The organism is Pseudomonas aegrilactucae (assembly GCF_019168305.1).
GTDB lineage: Bacteria > Pseudomonadota > Gammaproteobacteria > Pseudomonadales > Pseudomonadaceae > Aquipseudomonas > Aquipseudomonas aegrilactucae.
The window spans coordinates 244495-269491 of sequence record NZ_JAHTBI010000010.1; the positions used below are offsets into that span (position 1 = coordinate 244495).

At 63.9% G+C, this 24997-nt stretch carries 25 protein-coding genes; 8 read left to right on the forward strand and 17 right to left on the reverse strand.

Annotation, left to right across the window (positions count from 1 at the left end; genetic code table 11):
• Window positions 1-52: 52 nt before the first annotated feature.
• The 11 genes from pdxJ to rpoE all read right to left on the reverse strand — a co-directional run bounded on the left by pdxJ (window position 53) and on the right by rpoE (window position 10097).
• Complete coding sequence (gene pdxJ / locus KUO17_RS04290; protein ID WP_217973825.1) at window positions 53-796, reverse strand: pyridoxine 5'-phosphate synthase; 744 nt, start codon at window positions 794-796, stop codon at window positions 53-55.
• Between the two features lie 44 nt (window positions 797-840).
• Complete coding sequence (gene recO / locus KUO17_RS04295) at window positions 841-1524, reverse strand: DNA repair protein RecO (protein WP_217973827.1); 684 nt, start codon at window positions 1522-1524, stop codon at window positions 841-843.
• A 57-nt stretch (window positions 1525-1581) separates the two neighbouring features.
• On the reverse strand, window positions 1582-2484 hold the full coding sequence (gene era, locus KUO17_RS04300; RefSeq protein ID WP_217973829.1) for a GTPase Era: 903 nt from the start codon (window positions 2482-2484) through the stop codon (window positions 1582-1584).
• On the reverse strand, window positions 2477-3166 hold the full coding sequence (gene rnc / locus KUO17_RS04305) for a ribonuclease III (RefSeq protein ID WP_217973831.1): 690 nt from the start codon (window positions 3164-3166) through the stop codon (window positions 2477-2479). The genes era and rnc overlap by 8 nt, the downstream gene beginning before the upstream one ends.
• Window positions 3163-3303, reverse strand: a complete 141-nt coding sequence (locus tag KUO17_RS04310; RefSeq protein WP_217973833.1) for a hypothetical protein — start codon at window positions 3301-3303, stop codon at window positions 3163-3165. The genes rnc and KUO17_RS04310 overlap by 4 nt, the downstream gene beginning before the upstream one ends.
• A 97-nt stretch (window positions 3304-3400) precedes the next feature.
• The gene (gene lepB / locus KUO17_RS04315; RefSeq protein ID WP_217973834.1) at window positions 3401-4255 is read right to left on the reverse strand and encodes a signal peptidase I; all 855 of its coding nucleotides are present in this window, start codon (window positions 4253-4255) and stop codon (window positions 3401-3403) included.
• Window positions 4256-4260: 5 nt separating this feature from the next.
• Window positions 4261-6060 (reverse strand): translation elongation factor 4, encoded by a 1800-nt coding sequence (gene lepA, locus KUO17_RS04320; protein WP_217973835.1) that lies wholly within the window; start codon window positions 6058-6060, stop codon window positions 4261-4263.
• Window positions 6061-6231: 171 nt separating this feature from the next.
• Window positions 6232-7611, reverse strand: a complete 1380-nt coding sequence (locus KUO17_RS04325; RefSeq protein ID WP_425274828.1) for a DegQ family serine endoprotease — start codon at window positions 7609-7611, stop codon at window positions 6232-6234.
• 301 nt (window positions 7612-7912) lie between these two features.
• Window positions 7913-8878, reverse strand: coding sequence for a MucB/RseB C-terminal domain-containing protein (locus tag KUO17_RS04330; RefSeq protein WP_217973839.1), 966 nt, complete (start codon window positions 8876-8878; stop codon window positions 7913-7915).
• Between the two features lie 12 nt (window positions 8879-8890).
• Complete coding sequence (locus tag KUO17_RS04335) at window positions 8891-9484, reverse strand: RseA family anti-sigma factor (RefSeq protein ID WP_217973841.1); 594 nt, start codon at window positions 9482-9484, stop codon at window positions 8891-8893.
• 31 nt (window positions 9485-9515) lie between these two features.
• Window positions 9516-10097, reverse strand: coding sequence for an RNA polymerase sigma factor RpoE/AlgU (gene rpoE, locus KUO17_RS04340; protein WP_010220971.1), 582 nt, complete (start codon window positions 10095-10097; stop codon window positions 9516-9518).
• Window positions 10098-10550: 453 nt separating this feature from the next.
• Here rpoE and nadB point away from each other — a divergent pair, with 453 nt between their 5' ends.
• Window positions 10551-12167 (forward strand): L-aspartate oxidase, encoded by a 1617-nt coding sequence (gene nadB, locus KUO17_RS04345; protein WP_217973842.1) that lies wholly within the window; start codon window positions 10551-10553, stop codon window positions 12165-12167.
• On the opposite strand, the gene KUO17_RS04350 is transcribed toward nadB, so the two are convergent.
• On the reverse strand, window positions 12136-12588 hold the full coding sequence (locus KUO17_RS04350; protein WP_217973843.1) for a protein YgfX: 453 nt from the start codon (window positions 12586-12588) through the stop codon (window positions 12136-12138). The genes nadB and KUO17_RS04350 overlap by 32 nt on opposite strands.
• The gene (locus KUO17_RS04355) at window positions 12572-12826 is read right to left on the reverse strand and encodes an FAD assembly factor SdhE (protein ID WP_217973845.1); all 255 of its coding nucleotides are present in this window, start codon (window positions 12824-12826) and stop codon (window positions 12572-12574) included. The genes KUO17_RS04350 and KUO17_RS04355 overlap by 17 nt, the downstream gene beginning before the upstream one ends.
• Before the next feature lie 134 nt (window positions 12827-12960).
• On the opposite strand from KUO17_RS04355, the gene ygfZ reads away from it, so the two are divergent.
• Window positions 12961-13902, forward strand: coding sequence for a CAF17-like 4Fe-4S cluster assembly/insertion protein YgfZ (ygfZ, locus tag KUO17_RS04360; protein ID WP_217973847.1), 942 nt, complete (start codon window positions 12961-12963; stop codon window positions 13900-13902).
• 63 nt (window positions 13903-13965) lie between these two features.
• The gene (locus KUO17_RS04365) at window positions 13966-14772 is read left to right on the forward strand and encodes an HDOD domain-containing protein (RefSeq protein WP_217973848.1); all 807 of its coding nucleotides are present in this window, start codon (window positions 13966-13968) and stop codon (window positions 14770-14772) included.
• On the opposite strand, the gene KUO17_RS04370 is transcribed toward KUO17_RS04365, so the two are convergent.
• Window positions 14773-16155, reverse strand: a complete 1383-nt coding sequence (locus tag KUO17_RS04370) for a sensor histidine kinase (RefSeq protein ID WP_217973849.1) — start codon at window positions 16153-16155, stop codon at window positions 14773-14775. It lies immediately after the preceding gene.
• Window positions 16148-16819 carry a response regulator gene (locus KUO17_RS04375; protein WP_217973851.1) on the reverse strand — a complete coding sequence of 224 codons (672 nt, stop codon included), beginning with the start codon at window positions 16817-16819 and terminating at the stop codon, window positions 16148-16150. Before KUO17_RS04375 ends, KUO17_RS04370 begins: the two co-directional genes overlap by 8 nt.
• Window positions 16820-17023: 204 nt before the next feature.
• Here KUO17_RS04375 and KUO17_RS04380 point away from each other — a divergent pair, with 204 nt between their 5' ends.
• From KUO17_RS04380 to KUO17_RS04400, 5 genes are all read left to right on the forward strand, one after another.
• Window positions 17024-18313: an OprD family porin gene (locus tag KUO17_RS04380; RefSeq protein ID WP_217973853.1), complete on the forward strand. Its 1290-nt coding sequence runs from the start codon at window positions 17024-17026 to the stop codon at window positions 18311-18313.
• A gap of 50 nt (window positions 18314-18363) precedes the next feature.
• Window positions 18364-19344 carry a Bug family tripartite tricarboxylate transporter substrate binding protein gene (locus tag KUO17_RS04385; RefSeq protein WP_217973854.1) on the forward strand — a complete coding sequence of 327 codons (981 nt, stop codon included), beginning with the start codon at window positions 18364-18366 and terminating at the stop codon, window positions 19342-19344.
• A 110-nt stretch (window positions 19345-19454) separates the two neighbouring features.
• Complete coding sequence (locus tag KUO17_RS04390; protein ID WP_217973856.1) at window positions 19455-19913, forward strand: tripartite tricarboxylate transporter TctB family protein; 459 nt, start codon at window positions 19455-19457, stop codon at window positions 19911-19913.
• 1 nt (window position 19914) lies between these two features.
• A complete protein-coding gene (locus KUO17_RS04395; protein ID WP_217973857.1) occupies window positions 19915-21429 on the forward strand; it encodes a tripartite tricarboxylate transporter permease in 1515 nt (504 codons plus the stop codon).
• Window positions 21422-22465 carry an AbrB family transcriptional regulator gene (locus tag KUO17_RS04400; protein ID WP_217973858.1) on the forward strand — a complete coding sequence of 348 codons (1044 nt, stop codon included), beginning with the start codon at window positions 21422-21424 and terminating at the stop codon, window positions 22463-22465. The genes KUO17_RS04395 and KUO17_RS04400 overlap by 8 nt, the downstream gene beginning before the upstream one ends.
• A gap of 45 nt (window positions 22466-22510) precedes the next feature.
• Here the strand turns inward: KUO17_RS04400 and KUO17_RS04405 are convergent, their stop codons facing one another.
• Window positions 22511-24265, reverse strand: a complete 1755-nt coding sequence (locus tag KUO17_RS04405; protein WP_255263398.1) for an autotransporter outer membrane beta-barrel domain-containing protein — start codon at window positions 24263-24265, stop codon at window positions 22511-22513.
• Window positions 24219-24824 (reverse strand): hypothetical protein, encoded by a 606-nt coding sequence (locus tag KUO17_RS26535; RefSeq protein ID WP_255263399.1) that lies wholly within the window; start codon window positions 24822-24824, stop codon window positions 24219-24221. The genes KUO17_RS04405 and KUO17_RS26535 overlap by 47 nt, the downstream gene beginning before the upstream one ends.
• Between the last annotated feature and the right edge of the window lie 173 nt (window positions 24825-24997).

The window sequence follows — 24997 nt, forward strand, 5'->3', positions numbered from 1 at the left end:
GCAGCGTGGTACCTGTGGGAGCTGGCTTGCCAGCGAAGGGAGCACCACGGTATCAGCGGGTGCTGGCCGCCAGAATCAACTGTTTCATCTCGCTCACCGCCCCCTTGAACCCCACGAACAGCGCATGCGCCACCAGCGCATGGCCGATGTTCAGCTCATTGATGCCCTTGATCGCCGCCACTGCCTCGACGTTGTGGTAATGCAGGCCATGCCCGGCATTCACGATCAGCCCCTGGGCCAGGCCAAACGCCACGCCGTCAGCCACCCGCTTGAGCGCTTCGGCCACCTCGGCCGGGCTCTGCGCATCGGCGTAGCGCCCGGTGTGCAGCTCGATCGCCGGCGCGCCGACCCGGCGCGAGGCCTCGATCTGGCGCTCGTCGGCATCGATGAACAGCGAAACCTCGGACCCCAGCCGCGACAGACGCTCCACCGCCGCCTTGATCCGCGCCTCCTGCCCCGCCACGTCCAGGCCGCCTTCGGTGGTCAGCTCCTGCCGCGTCTCGGGCACCAGGCAGATGTGCGCCGGGCGAATGCGCTCGGCAAACAGCATCATCTCTTCGGTCACGCCCATCTCGAAGTTCATGCGTGTCTGCAAGACATCCTTGAGCACCAGTACATCGCGCTCCTGGATATGCCGACGGTCTTCGCGCAGGTGCACGGTGATGCCGTCGGCACCCGCCTCTTCAGCGTCCAGCGCGGCCTTGACCGGGTCGGGGTAGCGCGTGCCGCGAGCCTGGCGCAAGGTCGCCACGTGGTCGATGTTCACGCCAAGGAGGATGCGGTTGCTGGTGGTCACGAAGAGACTCTCCTGAAAATTGAGCCTCACAGCATACGTCGTGATCAAGGCTTGCGAAACAGTTCCCGACTGACCAGTGGGCGGCCACCCAGGTGCACGGCCAGGGCCTGGCGCATCAGGCGCTTGGCAGCCCCCAGGGCACCGGGCACGGACCACTCGGCTTCGGCCATGGCCAGCAGTTGCGCGCCGCTGAACAGCCCCGGTTGTACCAGGTACACCCGCTCCAGGCCCGCATCGACCTGCAGGCGATAAAGACCGTCCGCTTGCAGCGGGTCGCCATTGACGTCGTGGTCCAGCGCAAAGCCGTAGCCCAGCTCGTCCAGCAGGCGCCATTCGAATGCTCGCAGCAGCGGCTCCAGCGGGCGCCCGGCGCCCAGGGCCTGCAAGGTCGCGGCGTACTGTTCGAACATCACCGGGTGCGGGTCTTCGGCCTGCAGCAGGCGGATCAGCAGCTCGTTGAGGTACAGGCCGCTGAACAGCGCGTCACCATTGAGCCACACCGCCACCCCGGCACTGTCCATGCGCCCGACGTTCTTGAGCTCGCCGCGCCCGTGGAACTGCACCTCCAGCGGCACGAACGGGCGCGCCAGGCTGCCGGCCTTGCCGCGCGCACGGCGCAGCACGGCGCGCAGCCGCCCTTGCGGGGTAAGGAAGTCGACCAGCGCACTGGTTTCACGGTAGGCGCGGCTGTGCAGCACGAAAGCCGGTTGGCCGTCTGGCAAGTCCATGATCAGCGCTTCGCAGAAGAGGTGGGCCCGACACCGGACGGTGTCGGGCCGGGGCAATCAGAGGTCGCCGTAGCCCAGCGAACGCAGGGCGCGTTCGTCGTCGGACCAGCCACCCTTGACCTTGACCCACAGGTTGAGCATGACCTTGGCGTCGAACAGCAGCTCCATGTCCTTGCGCGCCTCGGTGCCGATACGCTTGATGCGCTCGCCCTTGTCGCCAATGATGATCTTCTTCTGGCCGTCACGCTCGACCAGGATCAGGGCATGGATATGCAGGACCTTGCCCTGCTGCTTGAACTCTTCGATTTCCACGGTGATCTGGTAAGGCAGCTCGGCACCCAGCTGACGCATGATCTTTTCGCGTACCAGCTCGGCGGCCAGGAAGCGGCTGCTGCGGTCGGTGATCTGGTCTTCCGGGAAGAAGTGCTCGTTTTCCGGCAGGTGCTTGGCAATCAGTGCTTCGAGTGCGTCGAGGTTGTGCCCGTGCTGGGCCGAGACCGGCACGATCTCGGCATTCGGCAGCTGTTCCTGCAACCACTGCAGGTGGGGCATCAGCTCGGCCTTGTCCTCGATGCGATCGGTCTTGTTGATCGCCAGGATGACCGGGCCCTGCACATACTGCACGCGCTCCAGCACCAGTTGGTCTTCGTCGGTCCACTTGGTACGGTCGACCACGAAGATCACCACGTCGACGTCCTTCAACGCCGCCGAAGCCGTGCGGTTCATGTAGCGGTTGAGCGCCTTCTCGTTGCCCTTGTGCATGCCGGGGGTGTCGACGTAGACCGCCTGCACATCACCTTCGGTCTTGATGCCGAGCATGTTGTGGCGGGTGGTCTGCGGCTTGCGCGAGGTGATCGCGAGCTTCTGCCCCAGGATGTGGTTGAGCAGCGTCGACTTGCCCACGTTGGGGCGGCCGACGATGGCGACGTAGCCGCAACGGGTAGTGTTCTGTTCAGTCATTGCCATTCTCCACGCCCAGGGCGATCAGTGCTGCGGCGGCCGCGACCTGCTCGGCGATGCGCCGGCTCACGCCCTGCCCTCGGCTTTTTTCAGTCAAAAGGGTCACTTCACATTCGACGAAAAACGTCCGGCAATGGGGTTCACCTTGAATATCCACCACTTCGTAGCGGGGCAGTTCGCAGGCCCGCGACTGCAGGAACTCCTGCAAACGGGTTTTCGGGTCCTTGTTGGTGTCGACCAGGGTCAGGCTTTCGAACTCGCCTGCCAGCCACGCCAGCACGCGATCACGCGCGGTAGGCATGTCCGAATCCAGGTAGATCGCGCCAATCAGCGCCTCAAGGGCATCGGCCAGGATCGACTCGCGACGAAAACCACCGCTTTTCAGTTCACCGGAACCCAGGCGCAGGTACTCGCCCAGGTCGAAGCCGCGAGCCAGCACGGCCAGCGTCTCGCCCTTGACCAGGCGTGCGCGCAAACGCGACAGCTGGCCTTCGCGGGCCTGCGGGAAGCGCTCGAACAGCGCCTCACCGGCGACGAAGTTGAGGATCGCATCACCCAGGAACTCCAGCCGCTCGTTGTTGCGCCCGGCAAAGCTGCGGTGCGTGAGGGCCAGCAGCATCAGCTCCTGGTTCTGGAAGGTGTAGCCGAGCTGGCGCTCGAGGCGGCTCAAGGAAACGCTCACAGTGTACCCACGCGCTGTTCGTGATCGATTTTCAGCAGCGACGCCAGGGCGCCGGGCTCACACAGTTCAATCAGGCTCATGGCCTTCGGGGTTAACGCGTTGTTCAAATGCAAATCCTGAAAGACGGTTTGGTTCATGCCTGACGTATGGCCTGGGCGCGTCTTGTGGACGCCCTTGTACAGCCTATGCCAGAAAAGCATTCGGCGCTGTCCCAAGGACAGCGCCGCTCTGGTGTTACTTGATCAGACCTACCCGCGAAAGGCTCGGGAAGTGGCTGAGCTTGGGCTCTGGCCAGCTCATCCAGATGGCGAAGGCCTTGCCGACGATGTTCTGATCCGGGACCATGCCCAGCAGCTCCTTGGGAATGCTCGGGTCATCCCAGTAGCGGCTGTCGTTGGAGTTGTCGCGGTTGTCGCCCATCATGAAGTAATGCCCGGCAGGCACCACCCACTGCTGATCCGGCGGCATGCGGTAGCGGCTCATTTCCTTGCGGATCAGGTGCTCGGCTTCGCCCAGTTTTTCCTTGTACAGCTCGGCGCTGCCCAGGGTCCCCGGCTCGCTGCCGACCAGTTGCTCGGCAATCGGCTGGCCGTTGACGAACACCCGCTTGTCGCTGGTGTAGCGCACCTGGTCACCCGGCAGGCCGACCACACGCTTGATGTAGTTGACGTTCGGGTCGCTCGGGTAGCGGAACACCATCACATCGCCGCGCTGCGGATCACCCACCTCGATGACCTTCTTGTCGATCACCGGCAGGCGAATGCCATAGGAGAACTTGTTCACCAGAATGAAATCGCCCACTTCCAGGGTCGGTTTCATCGACCCCGAAGGGATCTGGAACGGCTCGACCAGGAACGAGCGCAGCACCAGTACGATGAACAGCACCGGAAAGAACGATTTACCGTACTCGACCAGCAACGGCTCCTTGTTCAACCGCTCGACCACGGCCATCTCGGGCTGGCTGACGCTGCCCTGATAGTTGGCGATCGCGGTGCGCCGGCGCGGAGCCAGGAACACCAGGTCGATCAGGGCCAGCAGCCCACAGACGGCAACGGCGATGACTAGCAACAGCGGGAAATTTAGCGACATAGGACCTAACTATCCAACCTGAGCACGGCGAGGAAGGCTTCCTGTGGAATTTCCACGTTGCCGACCTGCTTCATGCGTTTCTTACCGGCCTTCTGCTTTTCCAACAGCTTGCGCTTACGGCTTACGTCACCACCGTAGCATTTGGCCAGTACGTTCTTTCTGAGCGCCTTGACAGTGGTACGCGCCACAATCTGCCCGCCAATGGCGGCCTGGATTGCCACGTCGAACATCTGCCGCGGGATCAGTTCCTTCATCTTCTCGGTCAACGCGCGGCCTTTGTAATGCGCGTTGTCACGGTGCACGATCAACGCCAGGGCGTCGACCTTGTCGCCGTTGATCAGTACATCGAGCTTGACCAGGTTGGCCGACTGATACCGATCGAAATGGTAGTCCAGCGACGCGTAACCACGACTGGTGGATTTGAGACGGTCGAAGAAGTCCAGCACCACTTCGTTCATCGGCAGGTCGTAGCGCACCTGCACCTGGGAGCCGAGGAACTGCATGTCGCGCTGTACGCCACGCTTCTCGATGCACAGGGTGATGACGTTGCCCAGGTGCTCCTGCGGCACCAGGATGGTGGCGGCCACGATCGGCTCGCGGAAATCCTCGACCGCCGACACGTCCGGCAGGCGCGACGGGTTGTCGACATAGATGGTTTCGCCGGTCTTGAGCTTGACCTCGAAGATCACGCTTGGCGCGGTGGTGATCAGGTCCAGGTCGTACTCACGCTCCAGGCGCTCCTGGATGATCTCCATGTGCAGCATGCCGAGGAAGCCGCAACGGAAGCCAAAGCCCAGTGCATCGGAGCTTTCCGGCAGGTACTGCAGCGACGAGTCGTTCAGGGTCAGCTTTTGCAGCGCGTCACGAAAATCTTCGAAATCTTCGGAACTGACCGGGAACAGGCCGGCATAGACCTGTGGCTGGATACGTTTGAAACCGGGCAGCACTTCAACGTCAGGGGTGCTGCTCAGGGTCAGGGTGTCACCTACTGGTGCACCGTGAATGTCCTTGATGCTGGCGATGATGAAGCCCACTTCGCCGGCCTTGAGGTCGGCGGTGGCGGTGTGCTTGGGGTTGAACACGCCCACGCTGTCGACCAGGTGGATCTTGCCGGTGGACTTGACCAGGATCTTGTCACCCTTCTTGACCCGACCGTGGCGCACACGCACCAGCGACACGACGCCCAGGTAGTTGTCGAACCAGGAGTCGATGATCAGGGCTTGCAGCGGTGCTTCGATATCGCCGGTCGGGGCCGGGATGGTCTGCACCAGGCGCTCGAGTACCTCGTCCACGCCCATGCCGCTCTTGGCGCTGCAGGCCACGGCGTCGGTGGCGTCGATGCCGATGATCTTCTCGATCTCGTCCTTGACGCGGTCCGGGTCGGCCTGAGGCAGGTCCATCTTGTTCAGCACCGGCATGACCTCCAGGCCCTGCTCGATGGCGGTGTAGCAGTTGGCAACCGACTGCGCCTCCACGCCCTGGCCGGCATCGACCACCAGCAGCGCGCCTTCGCAGGCGGCCAGCGAGCGGCTGACTTCATAGGTGAAGTCGACGTGGCCCGGGGTGTCGATGAAGTTCAGCTGGTAGGTGACGCCGTCGTTCGCCTTGTAATACAGGGTGACGCTATGGGCCTTGATGGTGATCCCGCGCTCGCGCTCGAGGTCCATGGAATCGAGTACCTGCGCTTCCATCTCGCGCGCAGTGAGGCCACCGCACATCTGAATGAAACGGTCGGCCAGGGTCGACTTGCCATGGTCAATGTGGGCGATGATGGAGAAATTGCGGATATGACTCAAATCACTCACGGGTCAACACTCAAAAAGGCTGCGGGGCGAACGCCCGCCGAAAAATAGCCGGGAATTGTACCTGAAGCTGGAGGGTTATGGGAGATTCTGTGTGGCCTGCGCCCGCAAAGCGACCAAAGCGGGCTGACACAAAAAAGGGCGACCTGGGCCGCCCTTCTCGCTCAAACCGCCTTACTCGGCCAGCTTGAAGGTAATGAAGCTGGCACGGCCCTGACGCAGCACGCGCATCGACACCGAACGGTTCTTCGGCAGCTCCTTGGCGATCTCGGTGAAGCTCTTGGCCGACAGGATGGCCTGGTTGTTCAGGTGACTGATGACGTCACCCGGGCGCAGCCCGATGAGCGCCGCAGGGCCGTCCTGGACTTCCTTGATGACCACGCCGCCCTTGAGCTCCAGGGTCTTTTTCTGCTCGGCGGTCAGGTCGGCCACCGATACACCCAGACGGTTGCTGCTGCGCTCCACGCCGCCATTGGCACCGGTGCTCACTTCCTGGTCTTCATCGGGCAATGCACCGATGGTCACGTCCAGGTTCTGGCGCTTGCCATTGCGGATGATCTCCAGCTTGGCCTTGGCACCGTCCTTGAGGCCACCGACCAGGTGCGGCAGGTCGGCCGACATGACGATCGGCTGACCGTTCATGCTCAGGATCACGTCACCGACCTGCAGGCCACCCTTGGCTGCCGGGCCGTCCTCGAGCACCTGGGCCACCAGGGCACCGGCCGGCTTGTCCAGGCCGAAGGATTCGGCCAGGTCCTTGTTGACCTCCTGAATCACCACACCCAGCCAGCCGCGGCTGACCTTGCCGTCTTTCTTCAGCTGGTTGGACACATCCAGTGCCACATCGATCGGGATGGCAAACGACAGGCCCATGAAGCCACCGGAGCGGGTGAAGATCTGCGAGTTGATACCCACCACTTCACCGTTCATGTTGAACAGCGGGCCACCGGAGTTGCCCGGGTTGATCGCCACGTCGGTCTGGATGAACGGTACATAGGTGTCGTTGGGCAGGGTACGGCCCTTGGCGCTGACGATACCCTTGGTCACCGAGTGATCGAAGCCGAACGGCGAACCGATGGCCAGCACCCACTCACCCACCTTGAGCTTCTGGGAGTCGCCCAGCTTGACGATCGGCAGGTCCTTGCCCTCGACCTTCAGCAGTGCCACGTCGGTACGCGGGTCGGTACCGACCAGCTTGGCCTGCAGTTCGCTGCGGTCGGACAGGCGCACGATGATTTCATCGGCGTCGGCCACCACGTGGTTGTTGGTGAGAATGTAGCCGTCGGACGAGATGATGAAGCCCGAGCCCAGCGACTGTGCCTCGCGCTGACGATCGCCACGGGGCGAGCGCGGGGTTTGCGGCACGTTGCGTTCAAAGAACTCGCGGAACATCGGCGGCAGGCCCTCGAGGTCAGGCATCTGGCCGGTGGCGTACTTGCGATCCGGCAGTTTCTGCTTGGTACTGATGTTCACGACCGCCGGCGAGGCCTGCTCGACCAGCGTGGTGAAGTCAGGCAAGGCTTCGGCCTGGGCATTGAGCACCTGGCCGAGCATGAGCACGGCGGCAAACACCGACAGGTAGGATTTCAAGCGAGGTATTGACATACGGCTCCCGTCACAACGAGCGTGGTTAAGCAGTAGGGACCTGCCAACGCACAAAGCCCGGCGACACCCTGCAAAGGGCGCGACCAGGCTCGGCGAGTCGGCATTCTTGATGCTGCAACAGCAGTAAAGGCCAGCCCCCGAAAGGACTGACCTATAGATAATTCTGAGTGATTTTGCAAACTCGAAGGCTTACGAATCATGTCTACGCCTTGACGGCCGATCCCTCATCCACCCACTCGACATGCACGGGTCATTGACTGGCCTGGGCATCTTGCGCACGCATCGACAGGGCGACCCGCTCGGCCGTGCCGATCGGTATCTCGCCGACCACCGTGACCACCACATCACCCTTGGGCGTGGTCAAGCGACGCGAGACTGCCACGGTCGGGCCCAACTGGGTACGGGTATCGGTCACGTCGTTCCCGGCAAGGGGCTCGAGAAACACTGAAAAGCGCGCCAGGCCATCGTCGTACATCAGGCTGCTGACCGTGCTCTTGTTGTGCGGGTCTTTGCGCACCGAACTGTTGACCAGTTCGAACCCTGGCGGCAACCAGTCCGAACGCCACCCGGCAGCCGCCGCGGTCACCCGCTCGGCCGCCTGCGCGACTGGCTTGCAGTTGCTGCTGGCCTGCAACTGGGCATCCTCCGGGACGTCGACAGTGTCCAGGCGCGTGAACTGGAAGCGCTCGAGCAACTGCTCCTTGTCGTTGAGCAGCAACGACTTGAGCGGCAAGCCGGTCTCGCGATCCAGGTGCAATTCGAAGGCGTAGCGGTGCTGGTCACGCGGCCTGAGGGTGATGATCGCCACCTCGCGGCCGGCAACGCGGGAGCGCCCCGCCACACTCAGGTCGTACCAGTTCATCAACTTCAAAGGATCGAGCACACGCGCCGACGATTGCGCCGCGTTGCCTACCCCTGGCGCCAGGGTCCCGCTTACGCACTGGGTATGCCCATCGACCCGCACGACTTCCTGGGCCGGGCCGTCGAGCTGCAACAACCGCTCGCGGACTTTGCCATCCTGCACTCGATGCCAGATGTCGTGGGTAGAAAAGCTGCCGTTACGCTCGTAAACGAAAGTACCCTGATAACTCTGCTGCTGCTCGGCCTTGGCCAGACGGTTCAACCAGTCTGCGGCGTCGGTCGAGGAGTTGGCGGCCAGTACCGGCACCGACAAGCATCCACCGAGCAAAAGCGGTAGGAGAGGTAGCGCTCGCATGATCCTCCTTACTTAGCGATTTTCCAGGCTGGCCGCACGGGCATAAGGCAGAGCGCTTTCAGTCCCTTTCACTGCCGCTTCCTGGGCATGTTGACGCAGGTAGCCTGGCAGACGCTGGTCTTGCCAGCCGCTCTGGCCTTGCAGCACGCCGTTGGCCATGGGGCCAGTGGCCTGCTCGGCGCTGTCTTCAGTGTAGCCTGCCAACACGGCTGGGCCCTGCACCTGCGGGGTCAGACCTTGTTGCGCCGGCTGCTGCGCGGCCAGTTGGGCACCGCTGATCTCGTCCTGGTTGTACAGGCGTACACCGGCCAGCACGGCCACGGTGACGGAGGCTGCAACGGCCAGACGACCCAGGCTGCGCCATGGGCCACGGGCAACCTTGACCGGGGTAGCTTCGTCAGCCAGTGCGGCGCTGACGGCAGCGGCGATGTCCAGCTGCGGCAGCAGCAGTTCCTTGTGCATCGCTGCGCGAGCGACCTGGTAACGCGACCAGGTGGCCCGTGCTTCGTTGTCGTCCACGGCACTCAGTACCCGACGCAATTCCAGCTCGTCCGCTTCGTTATCCATCACCGCGGACAGCGATTCCTGCAAAGCTTCACGACTCATGGCGGTTCCTCTCTTGGCTGTCGCCGCTGTCTCAGGTTTCCTGCAACAACGGCTGCAGGGCTTTATCAATGGCCTCCCGAGCGCGGAAAATTCGAGAGCGCACGGTACCCACCGGACACTGCATGACGCTCGCAATGTCTTCGTAACTCAGACCATCGAATTCACGTAAAGTTAACGCCGTACGCAAATCTTCTGGCAGCTGCTGGATGGTTCGGTGGACGGTGCCCTCGATTTCATCCCGCAACAGCGCGCGCTCTGGAGACTCGAGATCCTTGAGCCCATGATCGCCATCATAGAATTCCGCATCCTCGGAACTCACATCGCTGTCTGGCGGCCGGCGGCCGCGCGACACCAGATAGTTCTTCGCCGTGTTGATCGCAATGCGGTACAGCCAGGTATAGAACGCACTGTCACCACGAAAATTGCCAAGCGCACGGTAAGCCTTGATGAACGCTTCCTGTGCCACATCCTGGGCTTCATGGGTGTCGTGCACAAAACGCACGATCAACCCGAGAATCTTGTGCTGATACTTCAGCACCAACAGATCGAACGCTCGCCTGTCGCCACGCTGTACGCGCTCGACAAGCTGCTGATCCTCTTCCTGGGTTAGCATGAACACTCCTCGGTGAGCCTGGAGGAGCGCTGCATTGGCCATCGTTCAGGCTTGCAACCATAGACTCGGGCTTTTCGCAAAAGTTCTCCCCCTCCAAGCAAGTTTCCTGCGACCCTTGGTCGGCTCGCACGAAAAACGCAGCGCGGACACGGCCGGCTGCGTCAATAGTCTGATCATCGTGTCAGTGGGCAGTGCCGATAACAGCCCCTCGCCTACCGTGGCCACGCCGCCCTGGGCGTGCAGACAACCTTCTATGGATACATGGCGTTCCAGGAAAGTTCCCACACTTGAACAAACAGGACCTCACGTACGCCATGGATATCAGGGCCTTGAGGCTGCTATAAAGGCAACCCACCCAGATTCACGATAGTTTCACAATGCCATAAACGCCTGACTATTGTGCCGATACCCCCGTCCTTATACTAGTGGTCGCCTCGCTCGGATATCCCTGACATGAGCCAACAATTCCAACATGACGTTCTGGTGATCGGTAGCGGTGCCGCCGGCCTCAGCCTGGCCTTGAACCTGCCCGCGAACCTGCGCGTTGCGATACTGAGCAAGGGCGACCTGGCCAATGGTTCGACCTTCTGGGCCCAGGGCGGCGTGGCTGCGGTGCTCGACGACACCGACACCGTGCAGTCCCACGTCGAGGACACCCTCAATGCCGGTGGCGGGCTGTGCCATGAAGACGCCGTGCGCTATACCGTGGAGCACAGCCGCGAAGCCATCCAGTGGCTGATCGATCAAGGGGTGCCATTCACCCGTGACGAGCAGGCGAGCGTCGAGGAGCGCGGCTTCGAGTTTCACCTGACGCGCGAGGGCGGCCACAGCCACCGGCGCATCATCCACGCCGCCGATGCCACGGGCGCGGCGATCTTCACCACGCTGCTGGAGCAGGCCCGCCAGCGGCCCAACATCGAACTGCTGGAACAACGCGTGGCCGTCGACCTGATCACCCAGCGTCGCCTGGGCCAGGCCGGCGAGCGCTGCCTGGGTGCCTACGTGCTCAACCGCGCCAGCGGCGAGGTCGACACCTTTGGCGCGCGCTTCACGGTGCTCGCCACCGGCGGCGCCGCCAAGGTCTACCTCTACACCAGCAACCCCGACGGCGCCTGCGGCGACGGTATCGCCATGGCCTGGCGCGCCGGCTGCAGGGTGGCCAACCTGGAGTTCAACCAGTTCCACCCCACGTGCCTGTATCACCCTCAGGCCAAGAGCTTCCTGATCACCGAGGCGCTGCGCGGCGAAGGCGCCCTGCTCAAGCTGCCCAACGGCGAGCGCTTCATGCCGCGCTTCGACCCGCGTGCCGAGCTGGCCCCGCGCGACATCGTGGCCCGCGCCATCGACCACGAAATGAAGCGCCTGGGCGCCGATTGCGTGTACCTGGACATCAGCCACAAGCCGGCCGAGTTCGTCAAAAGCCACTTCCCCACCGTGTACGAACGCTGCCTGACCTTCGGCATCGACATCACCACCCAGCCGATCCCGGTGGTGCCGGCGGCGCACTACACCTGCGGCGGGGTGATGGTCGACGAGCACGGCCTGACCGACGTACCGGGCCTCTACGCGATCGGTGAAACCAGCTTCACCGGCCTGCACGGCGCCAACCGCATGGCCAGCAACTCACTGCTCGAATGCTTCGTGTACGGCCGCTCGGCCGCCGCCGACATCCTGGCCAAGCTGGCCAGCGTGGACATACCCCAGACGCTGCCGTGCTGGGACGCCAGCCAGGTCACCGACTCGGACGAAGACGTGATCATCGCGCACAACTGGGATGAGCTGCGCCGCTTCATGTGGGACTACGTGGGTATCGTGCGCACCAGCAAGCGCCTGCAACGGGCCGAGCACCGGGTGCGCCTGCTGCTGGACGAGATCGACGAGTTCTACAGCAACTACAAGGTCAGCCGCGACCTGATCGAGCTGCGCAACCTGGCCCAGGTGGCGCAACTGATGATTCGTTCGGCCATGCAGCGCAAGGAAAGCCGCGGCCTGCACTACACCCTGGATTACCCGGACATGCTGGCGGTGGCCCAGGACACTATCCTGCAGCCGCCCACCTACGCCGACTGAACTTCAAGCGCACGCGCAAGCGCCGGTGCTGCACCGGCTCCAGCGCGTCGGGGGCGATGCACAGGCTGCGACTGAACCACTGGCCTGCGCGGCGGTAGCGCAGTACCACAAGGCCCGGCAGCGCCAGGCTGTCGCGGCGCAGCTGCACCGCCTGCCAACCGCCCGCCACGCTGAACAGCTGCCAGCCGAACGGGTCACGGCGCAGGCCGGTGACGGCACACGGATGATTCAACAGGATATGCCGCGGCAGCACCCAGTACCCATGTGCCGCGCACGCACACAGCCCGAGCAGGGCCAATGGCAGGGCAATCGCCAGCAGGCTCAGCGCAACCAGCGCCAGCAACTGGCAGGCAAGGTAGCTCACCAGCAGGGCCCGGGAGCCCTGCCAGTGACACTCGAAATGCTCACTTGGGCTGGACACGGTCCAGGATCATGCGGACCATGCGCTGCAGCTCCGGATCTTCGGACTCGCTGCGTTCCATGAACCAGCCGAACATGTCCTGGTCTTCACAGGTCAGCAGCCGCACGTACAGCTCGCGGTCGACGTCACTCAGGGTGCTGTACACCTCCTGGGTAAACGGCACCAGCAATACGTCCAGCTCCAGCATGCCGCGGCGGCTATGCCAGAAGAGCCGGTTGAGTTCAGTTTGTTCGACCATGGAGCCCTCCTCAAATTGGCCGCCAGTATACAGACCGAGCACGGCCACGGTACAAGGCGTTGGTCTGGCTCGGCTACCTATTTTGCCGACAGCACTCTATGATGGCCCCCAGTCTTGATTACCTGCGATGACCCATGGCCGACTCCGCATTTTTCTGCCCCCTGTCTTACGAGGGCGTCCTCGCCGTCCGCGGCTCTGACGCCGGCAAGTTTCTGCAAGGTCAGCTGACCTGCAATATCAACTACCTCAACGAGCACACCGCCAGCCTTGGCGCGCGCTGCATGGTCAAGGGCCGCATGCAGTCCAGCTTTCGCATCGTGCAGCAGGCCGACGGCTACCTGCTGGCCATGGCCAGCGGGCTGCTCGAGGCGCAACTGGCCGACCTGAAGAAGTACGCCGTGTTCTCCAAGGCCAAGCTCACCGACGAGAGCGCCGAGTGGGTACGTTTCGGCCTGCACCAGGGCGAGCAGGCGTTGCAGGCCCTGGGGCTGGAAGCGCCGGCACAGACCGACGCCGTGGCCCGCCACGCCGACCTGCTGGCCATCGCGGCATCGCCTGGCCGGGTCGAGCTGTGGGTGCCGGCTGCGCAGGCCCAAGCCGTGCGCGAGCAGTTGCAGGCGCACCTGGCGCAAGGCGAGCTGAACGACTGGCTGCTGGGGCAGGTCCGCGCCGGCATCGGCCAGGTAATGGAACCTACCCGTGAACTCTTCATCCCGCAGATGATCAATTTGCAGGCAGTCGGCGGTGTGAGCTTCAAGAAAGGCTGCTACACCGGCCAGGAAATCGTCGCGCGCATGCAGTACCTGGGCAAGCTCAAGCGTCGCCTGTATCGCCTGGCGCTGGCCGCCACGGCGGCACCTGCGCCGGGCACCGAGATCTTTTCGCCTACCCACGCCTCCTCGGTAGGTGAGGTGGTGCTGGCAGCCAGCGCCCCGTCGGGCAGCGAGCTGCTGGCCGTGCTGACTGCCGATGCGGTGGCAGACGACAACCTGCACCTGGGCAGCCCCGACGGCCCGCGCCTGGAACTGCTGACACTGCCTTACGAACTGGACCGTGATCGCGAAATCCAGCGCTGAGCCAACCTCGCCCCGCCGCGCCATCGCGGCGGCGGCTCCCCTGAATGCGCTAGAGAATCAACGATGAACACGCTGGCCGAGATGGTTGAAGCACAATTGCTCACCGCCATCGACAACGATGACCTGGTGCTGCCGACCTTGCCGGAAGTCGCACTGAGCATCCGCGAGGCGGCCGAAGACAGCGAGATCAGCGTCAGCACCCTGAGCAAGGTGATCGGACGCGATGCCGCGCTCTCCGCACGCCTGATCAAGGTGGTCAACAGCCCCCTGCTGCGCGCCGCCACCGAAGTCACCGACCTGCAGACCGCCATCACGCGCATGGGCATCAATTACAGCTGCAACCTGGCCATCGGCCTGGTGATCGAGCAGATCTTTCATGCCCGCTCGGAAGTGGTCGAGCAGAAAATGCGAGAAATATGGGCAAAAAGCCTGGAAGTGGCGGGCATCAGCTATGAACTTTGCTTACGCTTCACCCAGCTCAAGCCCGACCAGGGGGCGCTTGCCGGGCTGGTCCACCAGATTGGCGCACTGCCGATCCTGACCTATGCCGAAGAACACAACGAGCTGCTGTCCGACCCGGTGTGCCTGAACCACGTGATCGACCTGATCCACCCGGTGCTGGGCGACAAGATCCTCAGTGTGTGGGAGTTCCCCGAGCAACTGGCCGCACTGCCGAGCCAGGCCCAGAACCTGGAGCGCCGCACCGACAAGATCGATTACGTCGACATCGTGCAGATCGCCCGCGCCCTCAGCGATGGCAGCGAGCATGCACTGAACCGCCTGCCGGCGCTGCGCCACCTGAACCTGCCAGCCAACACCCAGTTGCAGGTCAGCGACCTGATGGGTGCCAAGCACATGTTCCGCGGCTGATCAGGCCACCGGGTTGAAGCTGACCCGCACCTTCAGCCCGCCGCCCTCGCCATCATGCAGGCTGATCTGTGCCAGGTGGGCGCGGCAGATCTCGCCGACGATCGCCAGGCCCAGCCCCGTGCCCTGGGCACTGCGCCGGTAGAAACGCTCGAACACCCGCTCGCGCTCATCGGCCGGAATCCCCGGCCCGTCGTCCTCGACCTCCAGCACGCCTGGAGCCGTGACGCGCAAGATGACGTTGCCGTCGATCGGCGTATGCGCCAGGGCGTTGTCCACCAGGTTGCTCAGCAGTTCGTTGAGCAAGGTCGGCTCGCCCCGCACCCACACCGGTGCTTCGGCCTCCAGTGCCAGGGCCACGCCCCGTGCATGCGCCAGCGGCGCCATGGCCATGCCCAGCTCACGCGCCAGCTGGCTGAGGTCGAGCAGTTGCGCGCCGCCCTCGGCGATGGCCCGCGCACCGTTCTCCACACGCGCCAACGACAGCAACTGATTGGCCAGGTGGGTGAGCTTGTCGGTGCCTTGCGCCGCCGACTCCAGGGTCTGACGCCACACCTGCGGCTGCGTGGAACGCAACCCCAGCTCGACCCGTGCCTTGAGCGCGGCCAGCGGCGTGCGCAGCTCATGGGCGGCATCGGCGATGAACTGCGCCTGACGTTCAAACTGGCCGCGCAAGCGTTCGGTGAAGTGGTTCAAGGCATGCACCAGCGGCCCCAGTTCGCGCTGCACCTGCACCACCGGCAGTGGGCGCAGGTCGTCGGGCTGACGCTCTTCCACCGCCCCGCGCAGCCGCTCCAGCGGGCGCAGCGCCGCGCTGACCGCAAACCACACCAGCAACAGCGCCCCCAGCGCCAGCATGCCCAGGCGCAGCAGGGTATCGGCCATCAGGCTGCGCGCCATGCGCACCCGCGCCTCTTCGGTTTCAGCCACACGGATTTCCGCCATGCCGTTCATGTTCGGCTCGCTCACGGCCTTGAGCAGGCTGACCACACGCACGTCCTGGCCCAGGTAGCGGGCATCGTAAAAACGCGCCAGGGCCGGATAGTCGTCGGTACGCGGGGTGTTGGGCGGCGGCGCAGGCAGGTTTTCGTAGCCGGAGATCAGGCGCTGATGGATATCGTTGACCTGGTAATAGATGCGCCCCGCGCTGTCATAGGCAAAGGTATCCAGTGCCACGTACGGCACATCGGCGCTCAGCGTTCCGTCGCGCTGCGACAGCCCGGCAGCGATGGTCCGCGCCGAGGCCAGCAGGGTGCGGTCATAGGCGGTGTCGGCAGCCTCGCGCCCGTTCCAGTAGGCGCTCAGGCCGCTGGCCAGCATCAGCACCACCAGCAGCAGCGCCAGGTTCCACAGCAGCCGCCCGCGCAGGCTGCCGGCGTCACGCATCGCGGTGCTCGAGCAGGTAGCCGAGCCCACGGAAGGTAACGATGGCCACGGCCTGGCCATCGAGTTTCTTGCGCAGGCGGTGCACGTAGATTTCGATGGCGTCGGCACTGGCTTCTTCATCCAGGCCAAACACCTGGGCTGCCAGTTGCTCCTTGCTCATCACCCGGCCGGGGCGCGCGATCAGCGCTTCCAGCACAGCCTGTTCACGGGAGGTCAGGGTCAGCAGTTCCTCGCCCAGGGTAAAGCGTCGGGTGTCCAGGTCGTACACCAGCGGGCCACAGGCCTGCTGACGCTCGCCGCCCAGCACACTGCGGCGCAGCAACGCCTTGACCCGCGCCTCCAGCTCGGTCAACTCGAAGGGTTTGGCCAGGTAATCGTCCGCCCCCAGGTTCAGGCCGTGCACGCGGTCCTTGACGTCGCTGCGCGCGGTCAGCATGAGCACCGGCAGCGTCTTGCCACGGGCGCGCAGGCGCGCCAGCACCTCGAAGCCGTCCATGCGCGGCAAGCCCACATCGAGCACCGCCACCGCGTATTCCTCGCTGGCCAGGGCCAGGTCGGCGGCCACGCCATCGTGCAGCACATCCACCGTGAGGCCGGTGCTCTTGAGGGCCTGGGCCACGCTTTCGGCCAGTTGCAGATGGTCTTCGACGAGCAGTACCCGCATCGATTTCTCCCGGTCTTGTCGCATTCAATAGCGCGGAGTTTACCGCGCGCCGGGCGTCTGTGAAGTCACCCTGCAGTTGAAAGGCCACTGAAAGGTTAGCGAAAGGTTCAGCCCCTAGCATCGTGTTACGGCCTGTTACGCATGCCGTTGATCGAACCGAAGTGTTCGACCCCAAATAAGAACAAAAAACGGAGTCACCCCACGATGCTGTCCACCCAGCCTCAGGCGCCTGCGCCTATCCGTCGTCTGCACACCCGCCCTTCTGCCATTGCCAGCGCCCTTGCCCTTGTCGGCGTCGCGCCACTGAGCCAGGCTGCGTTCATCGAAGACAGCACCGCCACCTTCGAAACCCGCAACATGTACTTCAACCGCGACTTCCACAACGAATCCAGCAGCAGCCAGTCCAAGCGCGAAGAGTGGGCCCAGGGCTTCATGCTCAACCTGGAGTCCGGCTACACCGAAGGCACCGTCGGTTTTGGCGTCGATGCCCTGGGCATGCTCGGGGTCAAGCTGGACTCCGGCAAGGGCCGCACCGGCACCGGCCTGCTGCCGACCCACGATGACGGTCAAGCGGCCGACGAGTACGCCAAGCTCGGCCTGACCGGCAAGGTCAAGGTCTCGGCCACCGAACTCAAGGTCGGCACGCTGATCCCGGAGACGCCGACCCTGCAGCCCAATGACGGGCGCATCCTGCCGCAGACCTTCGAGGGCGGGCTGCTGACCTCGCAGGAGATCAAGCACCTGACCTTCACCGGCGGGCGCCTGGAAAAGACCAAGGACCGCAACGACACCAACAAGGAAGACATTGCCCTCAACAACAAGAACAGCCGCTTCCTGGGCACCGTTGAAGGCAACCATTTCGACATGGCCGGCGTGGACTACAAGTTCACCGACCGCATCACCGGCAGCTACCACTTCGCACAGCTCGACGACGTGTACCGTCAGCACTTCGTCGGCCTGCTCGCGACCCAGCCCTGGGGCCCGGGCACCGTCGGCGCCGACGTGCGCCTGGCGTTCAGCGACGACCAGGGCCAGGCCCGCGGCGGCAAGATCGACAACACCTCGCTCAGCAGCCTGTTCAGCTACGCCCTCAACGGCCACAAGCTGAGCGCCGGCTACCAGCAGATGTCGGGCGACAGCGCGTTCCCGTATGTCGATGGCGCCGACCCGTACCTGGTCAACTTCGTGCAGATCAACGACTTCGCCCAGGCCGACGAACGCTCGTGGCAGGCGCGCTACGACTATGACTTCGGCAAGCTCGGCGTCCCCGGCCTGACCTTCATGAGCCGCTACCTCAGTGGCGACAACGTCAGCCGCGCAGCCGGCGGCGAAGGCAAGGAATGGGAACGCGACACCGAGTTCAAATACGTCGTACAAAGCGGCGCCCTGAAAAACGTCGCCGTGCGCCTGCGCAATGCCACCTTCCGCTCCAACTTCTCCCGCGACGCCGATGAAGTGCGGCTGCTGGTGAGTTACAGCGTGGCGCTCTGGTAATCCGCCCTTTGGTAATCCGCTTATAACAACAATGTCCACGGAGACTGACGATGACTTTTTCACTGCGTACCCTGGCCCTCGCCACCGGCTGCCTGCTGTTGGCCGGCAACGTCCTGGCCGCTGAACCCAAGCGCCCCGAATGCATCGCCCCGGCCTCGCCCGGCGGCGGTTTCGACCTGACCTGCAAACTGGTCCAGAGCGCCCTGCTCAACGAGAAGATCCTGACCAAACCGATGCGTGTGACCTACATGCCCGGCGGCGTCGGGGCGGTGGCCTACAACGCCGTGGTGGCCCAGCGTCCGGCCGATGCCGGGACGCTGGTGGCGTGGTCCAGCGGCTCGCTGCTGAACCTGGCTCAGGGCAAGTTCGGCCGTTTCGACGAGAACGCGGTGCGCTGGCTGGCGGCGGTAGGCACCAGCTACGGGGCCATCGCAGTGAAGAAGGACTCCCCCTACAAGACCCTCGACGACCTGGTCGCGGCGCTGAAAAAGGACCCGAGCAAGGTGGTGATCGGCTCGGGCGGCACCGTCGGCAGCCAGGACTGGATGCAGACCGCGCTGATTGCCAAGGCCGCCGGGATCAACCCGCGCGACCTGCGCTACGTGGCCCTCGAAGGCGGGGGTGAAATTGCCACGGCCTTGCTCGGCGGGCACATCCAGGTCGGCAGTACCGACATCTCCGACTCCATGCCGCATATCCAGAGTGGCGACATGCGCCTGCTTGCGGTGTTCTCCGCCGAGCGCCTGGACGAGCCGGAAATGAAGGACATCCCCACCGCCAAGGAACAGGGCTACGACATTGTCTGGCCGGTGGTGCGCGGTTTCTACCTGGGGCCGAAGGTCAGCGACGAGGACTACGCCTGGTGGAAGGCATCGTTCGACACGCTGCTGGCCTCCGAAGACTTCGCCAAGCTGCGTGACCAGCGCGAGCTGTTCCCGTTCGCCATGACCGGCGAGGAACTGGATACCTATGTGAAGAAGCAGGTGGCGGATTACAAGACATTGGCCAAGGAATTCGGGCTGATCCAGTAACCCCAGAAGCTTCGCCGGCAAGCCGGCTCCCACACGGGCACCGCCGTCCTTGTGGGAGCTGGCTTGCCAGCGAATGGCCGCACCGCCATTTTTCACCTTGAGGATTACCTATGATCCTGCAACGCCTCTTCGCCTTGACCCTGCTGGCGGCCTGCGTGGCCCTGGCGGTCATGGCCTGGCCCTACCAGGCCGCGTTTTCCTACGAACCGGTCGGCCCTCGCGCCTACCCCTTGCTGATGCTCGGCCTGATGGGCCTGGCGCTGCTGTACCTGGCCATCCGCCCCACGCCCATCGTGCGCAGCGAAGACGAGCCGGAACTGGACCGCGAAACCCTGACCAAGATCGGCCTGTGCATCGGCCTGCTGCTGGTGTTCGCCGCCACCTTCGAGCCGCTCGGCTTCATTCTCAGCAGCACCCTGATCGGCATCCCGATGGCACGCCTGTACGGCGGTCGCTGGTTGCCCAGCACGGTCATCGTCGGGCTGATGAGCATCGCCCTGTACCTGCTGTTCGACCGCGCCATGGATGTGCCCCTGCCCCTGGGCCTGCTCGACGTTCTGGAGAATTGACATGGATACTTTCAGCTACCTCGGCCAGGGCTTCGGCGTCGCCCTGAGCCCCTACAACCTGGTCACCGCGCTGTGCGGCACGCTGATCGGCACCGTGGTCGGCCTGCTGCCGGGCCTGGGCCCGATCAACGGCGTGGCACTGCTGATTCCGATCGCCTTCGCCCTGGGCCTGCCGCCGGAGTCGGCACTGATCCTGCTGGCCGCGGTGTACCTGGGCTGCGAGTACGGCGGGCGCATCAGCTCGATCCTGCTCAACATCCCCGGTGAAGCCTCTACCGTGATGACCACCCTGGACGGCTACCCGATGGCCCGCAAGGGCCTGGCCGGCGTTGCCCTGTCGCTGTCGGCATGGAGCTCGTTCATCGGCGCCTTCATCGCCACCTGCGGCATGGTGCTGTTCGCGCCCTTGCTGGCCAAGTGGGCGATCGCCTTCGGCCCGGCGGAGTACTTCGTGCTGATGGTGTTCGCCATCGTCGCGCTGGGCGGCATGGCCGGCGACAAACCGCTCAAGACGTTCATTGCGGCACTGATCGGCCTGTTTCTTTCGGCGGTGGGCATCGACGCCAACAGCGGCGTGTACCGCTTTACCGGCGACAGCATTCACCTGACCGACGGCATCCAGTTCGTGGTACTGGTACTGGGCCTGTTCTCCATCAGCGAGATTCTCCTGCTGCTGGAAAAGACCCACCACGGCCACAAGGCGGTAGAAGCCACCGGGCGCATGCTGTTCAACTTCAAGGAAGCCGCCTCGGTGTTCGTGGTGAACATCCGTTGCGGCCTGCTGGGCTTCTTCATGGGCGTACTGCCGGGCGCCGGCGCGACCCTGGCCAGCGCCGTGGCCTACATGACCGAGAAACGCCTGGCCGGCGCCAGCGGCACCTTCGGCCAAGGTGACAAACGCGGCCTGGCCGCCCCGGAAACCGCCATCGGCGCCTCCTGCTGCGGCGCCCTGGTGCCGATGCTGACCCTGGGCGTACCGGGCTCGGGCACCACCGCGGTGATGATCGGCGCACTGAGCCTGTACAACATCACCCCAGGCCCGATGCTGTTCGAACAGCAACCGGACATCGTCTGGGGCCTGATCGCCTCGCTGTTCATCGCCAACATCATGCTGGTGATCCTGAACATCCCGATGGTGCGCCTGTTCACCCGTATCCTCGCGGTGCCGAACTGGGCCCTGGTGCCGGTGATCGCGATCATTACCGCGATCGGCGTCTACGCCGTTCACGCCACCACCTTCGACCTGTTCCTGATGATCGGCATCGGCATCTTCGGCTACATCCTGCGCAAGCTGGACTTCCCGCTGTCCCCCCTGCTGCTGGGCTTCATCCTCGGCGGGCTGATGGAGCAGAACCTGCGCCGTGCACTGTCGATTTCCAACGGCGCACTGGACATCCTCTGGTCCAGCCCGATCAGCCTGGGTGTGTGGGCAATGGTCGGGTTGATGCTGACCTTGCCGCTGCTGCGCATCTGGCGTCGCCGCAGCGCCCAGCGTCGTGCCCTGGCCGATGTCTGACACCACCTTCAAACGGTGGTGGGCTACCCCGCTGGTCGGCCTGGCCGGCGGGTACCTGGCCAGCCTGGTGGGCTGGCCATTGCCGTGGATGGTCGGCGCGTTGCTGGCGATCATCCTGGTGCGCTGCCTGACCCCCTGGCAGATCGCCGAAATCCCCAACGGGCGCAAATGCGGCCAGTGGATCATCGGCATCGGCATCGGCCTGCATTTCACCCCTCAGGTCATCGAACAGGTGGCCAGCCACTTCGGCCTGATCTTCTTTGGCGCGCTGTTCACCAGTGTGTCCAGCGTGATCGGCGTGTGGCTGCTGCTGCGTACCGGTGAAGACCGCGCCACTGCGTTCTTCTCCAGCATGCCGGGCGGCTCGGGCGAGATGGTCAACCTGGGCGCACGCAACGGCGCAGAACTGGGCCGGGTCGCCGCCGCGCAGAGCCTGCGGGTGCTGGCGGTGGTGCTGTGCGTGCCGGCCGCGTTCAAGTTTCTGCTGGGCGATGGTGTGCCGCTGAGCCATGCAGGCGCGGTGGATTGGCGCTGGCTGGCGCTGATCGCACCGCTGGGCGTACTGGCGGCTCTGCTCTGGCAGCGCCTCAGGCAACCCAACCCCTGGCTGTTCGGCCCGCTGCTGGTGGCTTCAGTAGCCAGTATCGGCGCGGACCTGCACACCGGCCTGCCCGACGGCGCCAGCCAGATCGGCCAATGGCTGATCGGCAGTGGCCTGGGCTGCCATTTCAACCGCGCGTTCTTTCGCCGTGCACCGTCGTTTCTGGGCCGCACCCTGATTGCGACCGCGCTGACCATGTTGCTGGCAGGCCTGGCGGCCTGGGCATTGAGCGCGCTGACCCAGCTGGACCTGCGTTCGCTGACCCTGGGCATGATGCCCGGCGGCATCGCCGAGATGAGCCTGACGGCTGAAACCCTGCAACTGTCGGTACCGCTGGTGACTGCACTGCAAGTGATGCGCCTGCTGTTCGTGCTGTTCCTGGCCGAGCCTTTGTTCCGACACTGGACCGGCGAGCGAACATCCACTTCACCCTGAAACGAAAAAAGGAAGCCGAGGCTTCCTTTTTTCATTGTGGGCGGCTTAGAAACGGTAGCTGGCACCGAGGCTGAAGCTGTAAGGCATCTCGATGTGCTTGCCGTTCATGTAGCCCGCTTCGCTGTAAACCTGGAAATCCTTGGCGACGGTCCAGGCAACCCCTGCCCCCAACTCGGCACGCGAACCGGACAGGTCGTTGTTGAACACGTTGTTGTTCACCTGCACCTGGTTGCGCTGGGCAAACTCGTGGGCGAAGGCGGCCTTCACGTAGGGCTGGATCATGCTGTCGCCGCCCAGCGCGATGGTCTTGCCGACCGTGGTGCCGACCTTGCCCAGCAGCGAGCGGCTGGTATCGCCATTGGCATCGAAGCCGTTGTCCAGGGTGAAGTCCTTGCCGGCGATGGCCGCTGCCGCGAGCTGGGCAAACGGTTCGATGAAGTAACCGCCATCGAGCTTGATGTGCCGCCCCGCTTCAACCGATGCACTCACGCCGTGGGTATCGTAGTCGCCCTTGGTCCGGGTACCGTCGCTGAGGCCGACCTTGGCGTTGTTCTGATAGCGGTTGTACTTGAGCACGCTGTCCACGTAGTAGCCGCTTTCCTGGTCCATCCAGGTGGCGTAGCCGCCCACGTAGTAGCTGTCGATGCTGCCGGAGGTGCCGTAATTCAGGTTCAGGTCCGAACGGCTGTGGCCGGCCAGCACACCTACCAGCCAGTCGCTTTGGCCCAGGCGGGTGTCGGCACCGAAGGTCAGGCCCCGCTGGTTCTGCTGGTAGCCCACGCCCGAGGAGGCATCGGCGATGTTGTGCTGGTTGCCGTAGGCACGCATCCACACGCCGGTGTGCTTGCCTTCGTTGTAGCGCAGTTCACCCAGGCGGCTGCGCAGCGACGACAGTTCGCCGTAGGACACGGTGATCGCGGTGTTGAACAAGGCCATGACCGAGCGGGTCATCGGGCTGATGGTGCGGGTTTGCTGGTCCAGGTACCAGTCCTGGTCATCCTTTTGCACCAGTTGATAGGAGTAGGCGCCAAGGTCTACCCGCTGGCCTTCGTTGAGCAGGCTGAACTGCGCATCACCTGCGCCCACGTGCACCACTTTCAGGCTGTTCAGCGAAGGGTCGGCGCCGCTGGAGCCGATCAGCAGGCCATGGCTGCCGCTGGCGTTGCCGGTGACGTTGAGGAAGTCGGTGTCGCCGTTGGAAAAATCGGACGCCATGACGAAGGTGCCAGTGCCGGAGAGGTTCTCGACGTTAAGGCGGTAAAAGGTGGCGTTGTCGCCAAAGGTCACCCGCCCCCCGTTCATGGCCAGGTTTGCCACCGTGTTATCGGCGTTGAGGGTCCAGTTGGAGTTGCTGTTGATATTGACCTGCTGGACATTGTCCAGGCGGCCGGTGAGCTGTGAACTGTTGTTCAGGCTCAGGGTAGCCGTGCCGCCCGAAGCCACGATGACGTCGCCGGTATGGCTGGACCGATCAAAGGCCAGTACGGCGCCGCTGTCTGCATCCACCTGCACGTTGCCCACAAGATCCGAGCCACTGACCTGTACCGTGGAAGCGCCCCCTCCCCCCAACTCCAGTATCACGCCATTGCCGCCCGTAAGCGTTGTACCGTTGCTCAGCACAATGCTGGCACCCGAGTCAGACGCCACCCGGACAGCCGAACCGGTGCCGCTTTCGACATGGGTATTGTCCAACTGCAATTGCGGTACTGCGGGATGGGTCACGCTTTCGCGCAACAACCACACACCATTTTCTTCACCACGGATCTGCCCGCCACTGGCTTTGAGTGTGCCACCGAGCAAGCGCGCCCCTGAACTGTTCGCACCCGTGCCGGTCAGCGTCGAGTTTCGCAGGGACAGTTCGCTGTAGGCGGTCACCTGAGCCCCATATCCCCCCCCCCCTGACAACACTGTCGGTCACGCTTGCAGTGGAGCCGGTAGTGAGGCTGGTGGTACGCACCAGCGTCATCCCGCCACCTTGAGTATTGACGATTTGCGCGTTACGGATCGTCGCCTGGCTGTTGACCAGACGCAGCCCGCTGGCTGCAGTGGTGGCAATGCCACCACCGGTGACGTTGACCGTGGAGTTTGACGCTGTGATCTCGGCGGTCTGCGCACCCTGCGCATTGAGCACCGAACCGTTGATCAACTGGTAGCTGTCTGCTGGCGTGCTGCTGGTGATAGCACGGGTCTCGGCGTCCAGAAACTCGACAGCCACAGCAGGCGTGGCAACCATTGCTGGCAACAATGCCATCATTCGGAGCGAAACTGCCAACGGGCTCAAAAGAACGGTAGATTTCGAGGAGCCGGCCGAAGAGCGAGCGATCCTGTCAGTACGGGTGCGATTCACTAATTGCTTCATGGCCTCAGGCCTCCTGAAATAACGACGCGCAGCATACAAACCGTAACTGATCAGGGCTGTAGGAATATTCCGGCGTTGATAGGAGATTTAAATACAGTTCCTGATGTCCACTAGCCAAACAAAAACACCGAAAGCAGTAACCTGCTTCCGGTACTTTTGTTAACCCGCTGCGC

What these genes read in the sequence shown, in the direction of transcription:
- recO (WP_217973827.1), bottom strand. Translation starts at nt 1,524, where the DNA reads ATGGACTTGCCAGACGGCCAACCGGCTTTCGTGCTGCACAGCCGCGCC.
- era (WP_217973829.1), bottom strand. Translation starts at nt 2,484, where the DNA reads ATGACTGAACAGAACACTACCCGTTGCGGCTACGTCGCCATCGTCGGC.
- KUO17_RS04310 (WP_217973833.1), bottom strand. Translation starts at nt 3,303, where the DNA reads ATGAACCAAACCGTCTTTCAGGATTTGCATTTGAACAACGCGTTAACC.
- lepB (WP_217973834.1), bottom strand. Translation starts at nt 4,255, where the DNA reads ATGTCGCTAAATTTCCCGCTGTTGCTAGTCATCGCCGTTGCCGTCTGT.
- KUO17_RS04325 (WP_425274828.1), bottom strand. Translation starts at nt 7,611, where the DNA reads ATGCTCGGCCAGGTGCTCAATGCCCAGGCCGAAGCCTTGCCTGACTTC.
- KUO17_RS04330 (WP_217973839.1), bottom strand. Translation starts at nt 8,878, where the DNA reads ATGCGAGCGCTACCTCTCCTACCGCTTTTGCTCGGTGGATGCTTGTCG.
- KUO17_RS04335 (WP_217973841.1), bottom strand. Translation starts at nt 9,484, where the DNA reads ATGAGTCGTGAAGCTTTGCAGGAATCGCTGTCCGCGGTGATGGATAAC.
- rpoE (WP_010220971.1), bottom strand. Translation starts at nt 10,097, where the DNA reads ATGCTAACCCAGGAAGAGGATCAGCAGCTTGTCGAGCGCGTACAGCGT.
- nadB (WP_217973842.1), top strand. Translation starts at nt 10,551, where the DNA reads ATGAGCCAACAATTCCAACATGACGTTCTGGTGATCGGTAGCGGTGCC.
- KUO17_RS04355 (WP_217973845.1), bottom strand. Translation starts at nt 12,826, where the DNA reads ATGGTCGAACAAACTGAACTCAACCGGCTCTTCTGGCATAGCCGCCGC.
- ygfZ (WP_217973847.1), top strand. Translation starts at nt 12,961, where the DNA reads ATGGCCGACTCCGCATTTTTCTGCCCCCTGTCTTACGAGGGCGTCCTC.
- KUO17_RS04365 (WP_217973848.1), top strand. Translation starts at nt 13,966, where the DNA reads ATGAACACGCTGGCCGAGATGGTTGAAGCACAATTGCTCACCGCCATC.
- KUO17_RS04370 (WP_217973849.1), bottom strand. Translation starts at nt 16,155, where the DNA reads ATGCGTGACGCCGGCAGCCTGCGCGGGCGGCTGCTGTGGAACCTGGCG.
- KUO17_RS04375 (WP_217973851.1), bottom strand. Translation starts at nt 16,819, where the DNA reads ATGCGGGTACTGCTCGTCGAAGACCATCTGCAACTGGCCGAAAGCGTG.
- KUO17_RS04380 (WP_217973853.1), top strand. Translation starts at nt 17,024, where the DNA reads ATGCTGTCCACCCAGCCTCAGGCGCCTGCGCCTATCCGTCGTCTGCAC.
- KUO17_RS04385 (WP_217973854.1), top strand. Translation starts at nt 18,364, where the DNA reads ATGACTTTTTCACTGCGTACCCTGGCCCTCGCCACCGGCTGCCTGCTG.
- KUO17_RS04390 (WP_217973856.1), top strand. Translation starts at nt 19,455, where the DNA reads ATGATCCTGCAACGCCTCTTCGCCTTGACCCTGCTGGCGGCCTGCGTG.
- KUO17_RS04395 (WP_217973857.1), top strand. Translation starts at nt 19,915, where the DNA reads ATGGATACTTTCAGCTACCTCGGCCAGGGCTTCGGCGTCGCCCTGAGC.
- KUO17_RS04400 (WP_217973858.1), top strand. Translation starts at nt 21,422, where the DNA reads ATGTCTGACACCACCTTCAAACGGTGGTGGGCTACCCCGCTGGTCGGC.
- KUO17_RS26535 (WP_255263399.1), bottom strand. Translation starts at nt 24,824, where the DNA reads ATGAAGCAATTAGTGAATCGCACCCGTACTGACAGGATCGCTCGCTCT.